The organism is Acidovorax sp. FG60, assembly GCF_057808995.1.
The window spans coordinates 17477-29829 of record NZ_JBMDJC010000018.1; the positions used below are offsets into that span (position 1 = coordinate 17477).

General features: G+C 63.4%; 9 protein-coding genes. 1 reads left to right on the forward strand and 8 read right to left on the reverse strand.

All coding sequences use genetic code 11. The annotated features are described in order from the left end of the window. Window positions 1-75: 75 nt before the first annotated feature. Window positions 76-2202, reverse strand: coding sequence for a 3-hydroxyacyl-CoA dehydrogenase NAD-binding domain-containing protein (locus ACODS0_RS21475; protein WP_488837070.1), 2127 nt, complete (start codon window positions 2200-2202; stop codon window positions 76-78). Between the two features lie 161 nt (window positions 2203-2363). On the opposite strand from ACODS0_RS21475, the gene ACODS0_RS21480 reads away from it, so the two are divergent. Further along, window positions 2364-3284, forward strand: a complete 921-nt coding sequence (locus ACODS0_RS21480; protein WP_056745237.1) for a LysR family transcriptional regulator — start codon at window positions 2364-2366, stop codon at window positions 3282-3284. Window positions 3285-3437: 153 nt separating this feature from the next. Here the strand turns inward: ACODS0_RS21480 and ACODS0_RS21485 are convergent, their stop codons facing one another. From ACODS0_RS21485 to ACODS0_RS21515, 7 genes are all read right to left on the reverse strand, one after another. Continuing rightward, entirely contained in the window at window positions 3438-4448 is a 1011-nt protein-coding gene (locus tag ACODS0_RS21485; RefSeq protein ID WP_121422336.1) for an ABC transporter ATP-binding protein, read from the reverse strand. Further along, a complete protein-coding gene (locus ACODS0_RS21490) occupies window positions 4445-5431 on the reverse strand; it encodes an ABC transporter ATP-binding protein (RefSeq protein ID WP_121422335.1) in 987 nt (328 codons plus the stop codon). Before ACODS0_RS21490 ends, ACODS0_RS21485 begins: the two co-directional genes overlap by 4 nt. Before the next feature lie 26 nt (window positions 5432-5457). Further along, window positions 5458-6369: an ABC transporter permease gene (locus ACODS0_RS21495; RefSeq protein WP_306553431.1), complete on the reverse strand. Its 912-nt coding sequence runs from the start codon at window positions 6367-6369 to the stop codon at window positions 5458-5460. A gap of 131 nt (window positions 6370-6500) precedes the next feature. Beyond that, window positions 6501-8081 (reverse strand): ABC transporter substrate-binding protein, encoded by a 1581-nt coding sequence (locus tag ACODS0_RS21500; protein WP_488837074.1) that lies wholly within the window; start codon window positions 8079-8081, stop codon window positions 6501-6503. A gap of 85 nt (window positions 8082-8166) precedes the next feature. Further along, entirely contained in the window at window positions 8167-9384 is a 1218-nt protein-coding gene (locus ACODS0_RS21505; protein WP_121507524.1) for a M20 aminoacylase family protein, read from the reverse strand. A 148-nt stretch (window positions 9385-9532) separates the two neighbouring features. Then, the gene (locus ACODS0_RS21510) at window positions 9533-10513 is read right to left on the reverse strand and encodes an ABC transporter permease (RefSeq protein WP_121422333.1); all 981 of its coding nucleotides are present in this window, start codon (window positions 10511-10513) and stop codon (window positions 9533-9535) included. Between the two features lie 152 nt (window positions 10514-10665). Continuing rightward, window positions 10666-12246, reverse strand: a complete 1581-nt coding sequence (locus ACODS0_RS21515) for an ABC transporter substrate-binding protein (RefSeq protein ID WP_121507525.1) — start codon at window positions 12244-12246, stop codon at window positions 10666-10668. Between the last annotated feature and the right edge of the window lie 107 nt (window positions 12247-12353).

The following is a 12353-nucleotide window of genomic DNA, read 5'->3' on the forward strand; positions in this document are numbered from 1 at the left end:
GCTTATTGATCAAGCGGTAGCGGCCAAAATGATTTGAATTCGATGGGACTGAGAAAATCGCCTAGAGAGGCGGGATCAGCGCTTTTCAGCCTGGTTCAGGCTGTCAAAGTTGCGCCCCTCCCGCACCAACTGCACCAGCAAGGGCGACGGCTTCCAGAACAGCGGGTCTTCCTTGGCAAAGGCCTCGATGTCGGCCAGCACCTTGGGCAGGCCCATCATGTCGGCCCACTTCATCGGGCCGCCCCGGTGGCGCGGAAAGCCGTAGCCCGCCACAAAGGTCACATCCACATCCAGCGGGCGCAGGGCAATGCCCTCGTGCACCACGTTGGCCCCTTCGTTGACCATGGCGGCCATGTAGCGGTGCATGATCTCGTCGGCAGTGAAGCTGCGGGGGCTGACGCCCTTCTTGGCCCGCTCGGCATCCACAATGGCCAGCACTTCAGGGTCGGGCTGGCCCGTGCGGGCGCCTTCGGGGTAGAGGTAAAAACCGCGCCCCGTCTTCTGCCCAAACCAGCCGCGCTCGCAGATGCGGTCGGCAATTTCCACGTAGCGGACCTTGGGGTCGCGCGTGGCAGCGCGGCGCTTGCGGGTGGCCCAGCCAATGTCGCCACCGGCGAGGTCCGTCACCTGGAAGGGGCCCATGGCAAAACCGAAGCCGCGCACGGCGGCGTCGATCTCATACGGGCTGGCACCGTCTTCCAGCAGGTAGTCGGCGGCCTGCTTGTACACGGCCAGAATGCGGTTGCCGATGAAGCCGTCGCACACACCGGCGCGCACAGGCACCTTTTTGAGTTTTTTGGCCAGCTCAAACGCCGTGGTCACCACATCGGGCGCGACCTTGGCGGGCACCACGATCTCCAGCAGCTTCATGATGTTGGCGGGGCTGAAGAAGTGCAGGCCGATCACGTCCTGAGGGCGGCCGGTGGCGGCGGCGATGGCGTCGATGTCGAGGTAGGACGTGTTGGTGGCCAGCACCGCGCCGGGCTTGCACACGCGGTCCAGCTCGCGGAACACGGTCTTCTTGACCTCGATGTCTTCAAACACGGCCTCGATCACGAGGTCCACCTGGGCGATGTCGGCATAGCTGGTGCTGCCGGTGTAGCGCGCCATCACGGCGACCTTCGCTGCGTCGGTCATGCGGCCTTTGGCGACCAGGGCGTTGTAGACCTTCTCGACATTGGCGCGGCCACGGGCGATGGACTCGGCATCACGCTCGATCATGGTGACGGGCAAGCCGGCATCGAGGGCCGCCACGGCAATGCCCGCGCCCATGGTGCCGCCGCCGATGACGGCGATGCTGGCCACGGGACGTGGCTGCGCGGCCTGGGCCTCGGGCACCTTGACCACTTCACGCTCGGCAAAAAAGGCGTGGATGAGCCCGGCGCGTTGCGGGCTGTCGATGCATTCCATGAACAGCGCACGTTCGCGGGCCATGCCTTCGTCAAAAGGCAGCTGCAGTGCTGCCTGCACGCATTCGATGATCTTGAGGGGAGAGAACAGGCCGCGCGACTTTTTGGCGGTCTCGGCCTTCTGTGCGTCCAGCCAGGCCAGCGCAGCCTGCGGCTCGGCAATGGCCAGGTCACGCGTGCGGCGCACGGGGGCGTTGGCAGCCAGCAGTTCGCGCACGTAGGCCAGGCCTGCGGCCAGCGGGTCGGGGCCTTCCACCAGCTTATCGACCAGACCTGCCTGCAGCGCGGCCTGCGCTTTGAGGGGCTGGCCGCTGAGCATGAGGGTGGTGGCCGCCTGCACGCCCATCAAGCGCGGGGCGCGCTGGGTGCCTCCCGAGCCGGGCAGCAGGCCCAGGTTCACCTCGGGCAGGCCCAGCGTAGCGGCAGGCAATGCCAGGCGGTAATGGGCTGACAGAGCCACTTCGAGACCGCCGCCCAGCGCCGCACCGTGCAGCACGGCCACCACGGGCTTGTTCAGGTTTTCGATGGCGCGGCAGACCTCGGGCAGGATGGGGGCAACCGGTGGCTTGCCGAATTCGCGGATATCCGCCCCGGCAATGAAGGCCTTGCCAGCGCCCACCAGCAGCACGGCCGCCACGGCGGCGTCGGCCTGCGCCTGCTGCATGGCGGCCAACAGGCCCTGGCGCACGGCGGCGCCCAGGGCGTTGACGGGTGGGTTGTCGATGGTGACGACAAGCACATCGCCCTGCAGCGCGGTGGTGACAACGGAAGATGCGGGAATGGCGGCGCCCATGCTGGAAAGTCTCCTGGTCGATGGCTATTGACTGCCTGTGAATGACTCGGTGATTGTTGATGCGTGAAGTTATCTTGACAATTACATAGCCTGTTGACAGACTGTCAAACGCCTTTTGACAAATACCACCGCAACGGCATCACGTGCCGCCTCCCTGTTCAATGGAACTCACCTCCCTCACCGTGCTGGTCGACATCCTCGATGCCGGCAACCTCAGCCAGGCCGCCCGCAACCTGAAGATGTCCCGTGCCAACGTCAGCTACCACCTGCACCAGCTCGAAAAGTCAGTGGGTGTGCAGTTGGTGCGCCGCACCACGCGCCGGGTGGAGCCCACCGAGGTGGGCCTGCGCCTGTATGCCCATGGCCGCGCCATTCAGAACGAGATGCTGGCTGCGCGCGAGACCATTGCCACGCTGGGCCAGGGCCTGCAGGGCCGCGTGGGCCTGAGCGTGCCCAGTGGCTACGGGCAGATGGTGATGTCAGACTGGCTGATCGACTTCAAGCGGCTGTACCCTGGCATCGTGCTGGATGTGCGCTTTGAAAATCGGGTGGACGACCTCATCCGCGATGAGGTGGACATCGCCATCCGCGTGATGCCCGAGCCCCCACCCACGCTGGTGGCGCGCGACCTAGGCAGCGTGCGCTACATCGCCTGCGCATCGCGGGGGTACGCCGAGGCGCATGGGCTGCCCCAAAGCTTTGAAGCGCTGCAGGCCGCGCCGGTGATCACCGCAGGGGTGGTGGGCAAGCAGCTGCGCCTGCGCGGGTACCGGGGTGACCAGCGCCAGGAAGCCCTGCTGGAGCCCACCCTCATTTCGGAGCATTTTCCGTTTCTGCGCCAAGGCATCCTGGCAGGGCTGGGCGTAGGGCTGGTACCGGATTACGTGGTGCAGGACGCCGTGTCCAGTGGGGAAGTGCTGACCACGCTGGACGACTGGCGGTTGAGCATTTTTGGCACCCAGATGTTCATGCTCTACATGCCCAACCGCCACCAGACGCGTGCGGTGCGCACCTGCATTGACTACCTGCTGGGGCGGGCCCTGCCGGCAGCCGGCCAAGGAGTGACTGCGGAGCCAGGATGAGCATCTTCTGCGCGTTTACAAGAAAAAATAGCCGCAAGCGCAGGTATTCATTGCGCTAGCAGCTATTTTATTGATAGCAATCGCTACTGCGACAGTAGCAATGCCGGATGAGTCCCTCCGCCGCGCGTCAGCAAACCCGCGTGGCGGCTGGCATCAGATCCGCCCTTCCTCCACCGCATGGCACGCAATGCGGATGCCACCAATGCTCTTGAGCTGGGGGCGCTCGGTGCGGCAGCGGTCGTTCACATGCGGGCAGCGGGGGTTGAAGGCGCAACCGGGTGGTGGGTTCAGCGGGTTGGGCACCTCGCCCTGCACGGGGGTGCGGGCCTTGCCGGTGTCGTGCATCTTGGGGATGGCATCGAGCAGCATGCGTGTGTACGGGTGGCGGGGCGTGTCAAACAACGTGTGTTTGTCGGCCAGCTCCACCAGGCGGCCCAAGTACATCACGCCGACCTGGTCGCTGACGTGGCGCACCACGGCCAGGTTGTGGCTGATGAACAGGTAGGTGAGATGCCGCTCGCGCTGCAGGTCCTTCATGATGTTGAGCACCTGGGCCTGCACCGACACGTCAAGTGCACTCGTCGGCTCGTCGCACACCAGGAACTCGGGCTCGGTGGCCAAGGCGCGCGCGATGGAGATGCGCTGACGCTGGCCGCCGGAGAACTGGTGCGGGTATTTCACCATGTCCAGCGGCGACAGGCCCACGGACTTGAGCAGTTCACCCACGCGCTGCTTGAGCTCAGCCTTGTCGGTGATGAGGCCATGCTCCTTGAGCGGCTCGCCAATGATGTCTTCGACCAGCCAGCGGGGGTTCAGGCTGGCATACGGGTCCTGGAAGATCATCTGGATGCGGCGGCGCATGGCCTTGGCGTCGTTGCCCTTGAAGGCGGCGTGCGCATCCTGGTTGTCAAACGTGAGGCCGCCGCGTGTGGGCTCGTACAAACCCACCAGCAGGCGCGCCACGGTGCTTTTGCCGCAGCCGGACTCACCCACCAGGGCCAGGGTCTTGCCTTTTTCGATCTCGAAACTCACGCCGTCCACCGCATGCAGCAGCGTGCGGGGCTTGCGCTCGATCACGCGGTTGAGCCAGGGGGCGGACACGTCAAAAGTCTTGGCCAGGTCGTGCGCCTGCACCAAAGCCTTGCTTTTCATTGCTGCGCTCATGCGGTCACCTCGGTTTTTGTCGTGGCACCAGCGTGCAGCCAGCAGGCGGCGCGGGTGGAGCCTGCGTCCATCAGGTCGGGGCGATCAGTCATGCAGCGGTCAAAAGTCTGGGGGCAGCGCGGGTTGTAGGCACAGCCCTGGGGAATGGCGTTCAGACGGGGCATGGCGCCGTCGATCTGGTTCAGGCGTTCACGGTCCACCGTCATGTCGGGGATGGAGGCCATGAGGCCGCTGGTGTACGGGTGCGAGGGCTTGTTGATGACGTCGTGCACGGGGCCGATCTCGGCCACGCGCCCGGCATACAGCACGGCCACGCGGTCGCAGGTCTCGGCGATCACGCCCATGTCGTGGGTGATCAGCATCACCGCGGCACCGCGCGATTTGCAGATGTTTTTCAGCAGCGTGATGATCTGCGCCTGGATGGACACGTCGAGCGCCGTGGTGGGCTCATCGGCCACGATGAGCTTGGGCTCGGCCGCCAGGGCCAGGGCAATCACTACGCGCTGGCGCATGCCACCGGAGAACTGGTGCGGGTAGTGGTCGATGCGCTCTGCAGCGGCCGGAATGCCAGTGTCTTGCAGCAGCGCAATGGCACGCTGACGGGCCTCGGCGGGCGTGACCGGCAGGTGGGCCAGGATGGTTTCAGTGAGCTGTCGGCCCACTGTGTACAGCGGGTTCAGCGAGGTCAGCGGGTCTTGAAAGATCGCGCCGATGCGGCGGCCACGGATGTGGCGCATTTCCTCGTTGCTCAGGTTGTCGATGCGCTGGCCCTCCAGCAGGATCTGGCCAGATGCCACGCGGCCCGGGGGCTCCAGCAGGCCGATGATGGCAGCGCCAGTGAGCGATTTGCCCGCGCCGGACTCCCCCACCACGCCCAGGATCTCGCCGGGTGCAATGGAGAAGGAAATGTCGTCCAGGGCGCGCAGGGTACCGCGACGGCCCGGGAATTCGACAACGAGGTTTTTGACTTCTAGGAGACTCATGGGGATATCGCTTTTCTTGTTCTTGTTCAACGCAGGCGCGGATTGAGGGCATCACGCAACCAGTCGCCGAGCAAGTTCACACTCAGGGCGATCAGCACCAGCATGGCACCGGGGAACACGGTGATCCACCATTCTCCGGAGAACAGGTAGTCGTTGCCGATGCGGATCAGCGTGCCCAGCGAAGGCGAGGTGGGCGGTGCGCCCACGCCCAGGAAGGACAGCGTGGCCTCGGTGATGATGGCCGTGGCCACCTGAATGGTGGCCAGCACCATCACGGGGCCCATGACGTTGGGCAGCACGTGCTTGCGCATGATGCGCAGGGGCGAGACGCCTGTCACGCGGGCAGCCTGCACGTATTCCTTGTTGCGCTCGACCAGGGTGGAGCCGCGCACCGTGCGCGCGTACTGCACCCAGCCCGTGAGCGAGATGGAGATGATCAGCACACCAAACGCCAGCGACTCGTGCGCGTTGGGGAACAGCGCACGACCCACACCCGCAATCAGCAGCGCCACCAGGATGGCGGGGAACGACAGCATCACGTCGCACAGGCGCATGAGCACGGCATCGATCCAGCCGCCGCGAAAGCCGGCCAGCAGGCCAAACGCCACGCCCACCACCACGGAGAGCACCACGGAGGCAAGGCCCACCACGAGGGAAATGCGCGCACCATAAATGAGCGCTGAAAGGATGTCCCGGCCCTGGTCGTCGGTGCCCAGGGGGTACTTCATGGAGCCTTCGGCGCTCCAGGCCGGAGGCAGCCGCGCGTCGCTGAGTTCGAGCGTGGCCAGGTCAAAGGGGTTGTGGGGTGCGACCCATCCGGCAAACACCGAACAGAACACACAGATCAGCGCGATGGCAGCGGCCACCATCGCCATGGGCGATGTGCGGAAGCTGTAGCCGATATCGCTGTCAAACCAGCGGGCAAGGGTTGTTTTCATTGTGGGAAACCAGTAAACAAGCACCAACGCAGAGCCCGGGTAGCGGCCCTGCGTTGGCGTGGACTTTCAAAGAACCGGTCGTTCTCTCTTTTCTCTGCGATCGACTAACGTAGGGGCTTCTGTGCCCCTTCTTACTTGGTGATGCTCATCCACTTGAAGTGCATGAAGTTGTCGGCCATCTGCACGAGCTTGACGTTCTTGCCCACGCCCCAGGCCAGCGCTTGCTGGTGCAGCGGAATGTGGCCCACATCGGCCGCGTGCAGATCGAAGACTTCCTTGATCATCGCGTTGCGCTTGACCTTGTCGGTCTCGGCCTGGATCTTGAGTGTCAGCTCATCCACCTTGGGGTTGCAATAGGCACCAAGGTTGAACTGACCAGCACCCTTATCGTCAACGCAGCGCATGAGGGCATTGAGCGCGTTGTGCGAGTCGTAGGTGGCGGGTGTCCAGCCCAGCATGTAAAAGCTGGTGTCGCGGCGCAGCACCTTGGGGAAGTAGGTGCCCTTGGTTTCGGCCTGCAGGTTGACCTTGACGTTGATGCGCGAGAGGTTGGCGGCCACGGTCTGGCAGATGCGCCCATCGTTCACGTAGCGGTCGTTCGGGCAGTTCATGGCCACTTCAAAGCCATTGGGGTAGCCCGCTTCTGCCATGAGTTTCTTGGCGGCTTCCACGTCATAAGGAAGACGCTTCGCGTCCGGCTGGAAGCCATTGATGCCAGGGCCCACCAGCAGAGCTGACGGATTGGAAGCACCACGCATCACGGTCTTCTTGATGCCTTCGATGTCGATGGCCTGGTAGAACGCCTGGCGCACACGCTTGTCCTTGAACGGGTTCTTGCCCTTGACGTTGGAGTACAGCAGCTCATCGCGCTTTTGGTCCATGCCCAGGAAGATGGTGCGCAGTTCGGGGCCGGTGATGGCACGGGTGTTGGCGCCGCCGTTCACGCGCTCGATGTCCTGCACAGGCACGGGCTCCATCACGTCCACCTCGCCGGACAGCAGGGCGGCCACACGGGTCGCATCGTTGCCGATGGGGGTGAAAACGACTTCGCTGACGTTGCCTTCGATCTTGCCCCAGTAGCTGCCGTTGCGTGTGAACACCGAACGCACGTTGGGCTGGCGCTCACGCAGGCGGAAGGGACCCGTGCCGTTGGCGCGGAACGAGGCGGCGTTCTCGATACCCTTGCGACGGTCCACGGGTGCCAGTGCTTGGTTGGTCTCGCACCACTTCTTGCTCATCATGTAGACGAGCGAGATCACGTCCGGAAGGATGGGGAAAGGGGTCTTGGTCTCGATCTCGACCGTGTGGTCGTCGATCTTGCGCACTTCCTTGAAGTCGTTGGTGTAGCTCTTCATGTCCGAGCCCTCCACCTGGGTGCGAGCGAAGCTGAACACCACGTCGTCGGCGGTGAACGGCGTGCCGTCGTGGAATTGCACGCCCTTGCGCAACTCGAAACGCCACACGGTGGGCGACGTCTGCTTCCAGCTCGTCGCCAGGGCAGGCGCCAGGCTCAGGTCCTTGTTGCGGCCGACCAGCGGCTCATAGACGTTGCCGGTGACGCTCAGCTGCAGCGACTCATTGAGCGAGTGGGGGTCCATCGACAGCGAGTCACCCTGGTTGGCGATGCGGATGGTCTGAGCTTGGGCCACCAGGCTCGCCGCCGCCAACGCGGTAAAGAGAGCGGTCAGAGCGATTTTTTTATGGAATTTCATGGAAACCTCCAGGTTGGGGAAAGCGGGGTGAAAGGGTTGGGCCGTGGCGCGGTAGTGCAAATGGGCAGGCTGGTTGGACGGTGCTTCAAGCTGCCGCCAAAGGCATGGCCTGCTCGATAAGGCTGGCGTGCAGCGCTGAGCCCAGGGGCAGGATGTCGTCGTTGAAGTCGTAGCGGCTGTTGTGCAAGGCGCTGCCACTGGCCCCTGTGCCCTGGCCGATCCGCAGATAGGCACCGGGGCGGGTCTGGAGCATGAAGGCGAAGTCCTCGGCCCCCATACTGGGCTCCAGGTCACGCACCACATGGTCGGCACCCAGCAGGGATTCGGCCACGTCGCCGGCAAAGATGGCTTCGCTTTCGCTGTTGATCGTGGCCGGGTAGATGCGCTCGTAGTGCACCGTGGCCGTGGCGCCAAAGCCCAGGGCAATGGCGTTGCACAGCTCCTTGAGGCGTTTTTCCACCATCTCCTGCACGACCGGATCAAATGTCCGCACGGTGCCCACCAGGGTGGCAGAGCCCGGCAGCACACTGAAGGCCCCCAGGTCGCCAGCCTGTGCGGCGCAGATGCTGACCACGGCGCTTTCAATGGGGCGCACATTGCGCGAGACGATGCTTTGCGCGGCCGTAATGATGTGCGCGGCCACAACCAGCACGTCCACCGTCTGGTAGGCATGGGCACCGTGGCCGCCGCGTCCCGTGATCTCGATGGTGAAGCGATCCGCCGCAGCCATCATGGGCCCGGAGTTGATGCCCACGGTGCCGGGCTTCATCGCGGGCCAGTTGTGCATGGCGTAGATGGACTGCACCGGGAAACGGTCAAACAGCCCGTCTTCCATCATGACGCGGGCTCCAGCAAAACCTTCTTCGCCCGGCTGAAACACGAGCACGGCTGTGCCGTCGAAGTTGCGGGTCTCGGCCAGGTAGCGCGCAGCCCCCACCAGCATGGCGGTGTGGCCGTCGTGGCCGCAGCCATGCATGAGGCCCGGCTTGCACGACTTCCAGGAGAAATCGTTGTGCTCGGCCAGCGGCAGCGCATCCATGTCGGCACGCAGGCCGACCATGCTGCCACTGGAGGTGCTGCGGCCGCGGATCACGCCCACGACTCCTGTGCGGCCAATGCCGTCGTGGATCTCGTCCACGCCGCAGAGCTTCAGGGCCTCTTTGACGCGCGTGCTGGTGTAGATCTCCTCGAAACCCAGCTCAGGGTGGGCGTGCAGGTCCCGGCGCAGCGCGGTCAGCTCGGGGTGGTACTGCGCGATGTGCGCAAACGCCCGGCCTCCGGCTTTGTATCGAAGCGACTGCATGTCAGGCGTCCCGAAAGCTCGTGCAGCGCCAGCAGCCGGCAAAACCGGCGCGGCACAGGCCAGCGCTCCCGCGCAAGGGCCGCCCCGCCGCGCTGGGAGCGTCCCCCCTTTGGGGGGATGGCGCGAAGCGACTCAAGGGGGAGTTCATTCAATGCCCTCCTGCCTTGCCTACGCGCAGGCGAGGATCGACCGCAAAATACAACAGGTCCACCACCAGATTGATTACCACAAAGATCAAGGCAATCAAGCACAGGTAGGCGGCCATCACCGGAATGTCGGCAAAGGTCACGGCCTGGATGAACAGCAGGCCCATGCCGGGCCACTGGAACACGGTCTCGGTGATGATGGCGAAGGCAATCAGACCACCCAGCTGCAGGCCGGTGATGGTCATCACGGGCACCAGCGTGTTCTTGAGCGCATGGCCGAAGTGAATGGCGCGATTGGACAGGCCCCGGGCGCGTGCGAACTTGATGTAGTCGGTGCGCAGCACCTCCAGCATTTCTGCGCGCACCAGCCGCATGATCAGCGTGAGCTGGAAAATCGCCAGCGTGATGGCAGGCAGCGTGATGTGGTGCCAGCCCTTGGCCTTGAGCAGGCCCGTGCTCCACCATCCCATCTGTACCACTTCACCGCGCCCGAAGCTGGGGAACCAGCCCAGGGTGACAGCGAACACCAGGATCAGCAGGATGCCGATCAAGAACGTTGGCAGCGACACGCCCAGCAGTGAGATGGTCATGAACAGCTGGCTTGTGAAGGTGCCGCGCTTGAGGGCTGCATACACGCCCATGGGCACGCCAATGACCAGGGCCAGGAAAGCAGCCACCAAAGCCAGCTCCAGTGTGGCGGGAAAGCGCTCTGCAATCAGTCGCGAAACCTTGGCACCCTGGCGCAGGCTCAGGCCGAATTCGCCCTGGGCTGCGTTGACCAAAAAATGCCAGAACTGCACGAAAAAGGGCTTGTCCAGACCGAGCGAGGCGCGCAGTTCGCGGATCTGCTCGGGGGTGGCGTCCTGGCCCAGCAGGAACACCACAGGGTCTCCCACGTACTGGAACAGCATGAAGGAGATGAAGGCCACCGTGACCATGACAATCACAGCCTGTATCAGGCGGCGCAATATAAAGGCGAGCATCGGAGAGTCGATTGAGTGTTCGATGGGAACGCCACAGCCACTTTTGATGGCAGGGCGCTGGCAGGCAATAAGCGGTCGTCAAACCGGACCAGAAAACAAAACAAAGAAAGCAAGGGCCTCGGGGCCCTTGCTCTCAGTGTGTCAGGCACCGGTCAATTCACCTTGACGGTGCGCATGTCCACGCGGTTATCCGCGCGGTGAACCAGTTCAATGTTCTTCTTCACGGCCCATGGGATCACCTGGTCATGCAGAGGAATGTGGGACACGGTGTCGTTGGACAGTTGCAGCGCTTCCGTCAGCATGCGGGCGCGCACCGGTGCATCGGTTTCTGCCTTGATGCGGTCCACCAGATAGTCCATGCGCTGGTTGCTGTAGCGGCCCACGTTGTAGTTGCCGTCACCACCTTGGCCCACAGTGCGGACCAGCGATTGCAGGCTGTACAGCGCATCGAAGGTCGGCACACCCCAGCCCAGCATGTAGATGCTGGCTTCGTAGCGCTGAATCATCGGGAAGTAATTGACCAGGGGCAGCGTGCGCAGCTTGGCCTTTACGCCCACGCGCGACCACATGGCGGTCACGGCCTGGCAGATGGCTTCGTCATTGATGTAGCGGTTGTTGGGGCAGGCAAAGTCCACCTCAAAACCATCGGGGTAACCGGCCTCGGCCAGCAACTTCTTGGAGGCTTCAACGCTATAGGGGAACCGCTTGCCAACGGCCTCGGTATAACCCGCCACCTGTGGGGCCACGATGGTGCCCGTGGGCTTGCCCAGGCCGCGCATGATGTTGCGGGAAATGGTTTCTGCGTCAATCGCCTGGTACAGGGCCTTGCGCACGCGCACGTCCTTGAGCGGATTTTTGCCCTTGATGTTGGAGCCTGGCAGTTCGTCGCGGAACTGATCCATGCCCAGGAAGATGGTGCGGTTCTCAATGCCGTCAATCACCTTGAGGTCGGGGCTGGCGCGCAGGCGGCCCAGATCCTGGGGAGTGGGGTCGAGCACCATGTCCACTTCGCCCGACAGCAGGGCTGCAATGCGTGTGGCAGCAGACTTGATCGGGGTGTAGACGATTTCGGTCACGTTCCCGTCCATCTTGCCCCACCAGTTGGGGTTGCGCTTGAACACCATCTTCACATCAGGCTGCCACGATTCCAGCGTGTAAGGACCAGTGCCCATGGCATTGCGGTGGGCAAAGTTTTCGTCGGTGCCCTTGATGTCTTTGGGCTCGACCGACTTGTTCTTTTCCGCCCAGGCCTTGCTCATCATGCGCAGTTCGGTCATCTGGCGCAGCAGCACAGGGTTGGGCGCGGTCAGGATGACGTCGATGGTTTGCGCATCCACCTTGTTGATCTTGCTGATGCCCTGGATGTAGGGGGTGAAATTCGATGTCTTGGCCATCGCGCGCTGCAGCGAATACACCGCATCGTCGGCGGTGAAGGCCGAGCCATCATGGAACTTCACGCCTTGGCGCAGGGTGAAACGCACCTGCGTGGGGCTGATTTCTTTCCAGGCCGTTGCCAGCACGGGTTCTACGTCAAAGGTCTTGCTGTTGTAGTAAACCAGGCTTTCATACACATTCGCATGGATGCCATTCTGGAGCGCGTTGTTCTGGGAATGGATATCCCAGGTCGCGATTTCCCCCTGGCTTGCCCATTTGAAGGGCTTGGCATGCAGGGCTGGCGCCACAAGCAGTGCAGCGGCCGCAGCCACCGACAAAAGACTGTATTTGAGTTTCATGGAACCCTCTTGAATAAAAGTTTTACTATGCAGTAAAGGTTGCTCTATAGCCAACGGGAAATCCCTGAATCCCGGGCACTACGAAGGGCCTCTAAGGGCTGATTTTG

Excerpts from the sequence above, each read along its gene's own strand:
- ACODS0_RS21475 (WP_488837070.1), bottom strand. The coding sequence starts at position 2,202 with ATGGGCGCCGCCATTCCCGCATCTTCCGTTGTCACCACCGCGCTGCAG.
- ACODS0_RS21505 (WP_121507524.1), bottom strand. The coding sequence starts at position 9,384 with ATGCAGTCGCTTCGATACAAAGCCGGAGGCCGGGCGTTTGCGCACATC.
- ACODS0_RS21480 (WP_056745237.1), top strand. The coding sequence starts at position 2,364 with ATGGAACTCACCTCCCTCACCGTGCTGGTCGACATCCTCGATGCCGGC.
- ACODS0_RS21515 (WP_121507525.1), bottom strand. The coding sequence starts at position 12,246 with ATGAAACTCAAATACAGTCTTTTGTCGGTGGCTGCGGCCGCTGCACTG.
- ACODS0_RS21485 (WP_121422336.1), bottom strand. The coding sequence starts at position 4,448 with ATGAGCGCAGCAATGAAAAGCAAGGCTTTGGTGCAGGCGCACGACCTG.
- ACODS0_RS21495 (WP_306553431.1), bottom strand. The coding sequence starts at position 6,369 with ATGAAAACAACCCTTGCCCGCTGGTTTGACAGCGATATCGGCTACAGC.
- ACODS0_RS21510 (WP_121422333.1), bottom strand. The coding sequence starts at position 10,513 with ATGCTCGCCTTTATATTGCGCCGCCTGATACAGGCTGTGATTGTCATG.
- ACODS0_RS21500 (WP_488837074.1), bottom strand. The coding sequence starts at position 8,081 with ATGAAATTCCATAAAAAAATCGCTCTGACCGCTCTCTTTACCGCGTTG.
- ACODS0_RS21490 (WP_121422335.1), bottom strand. The coding sequence starts at position 5,431 with ATGAGTCTCCTAGAAGTCAAAAACCTCGTTGTCGAATTCCCGGGCCGT.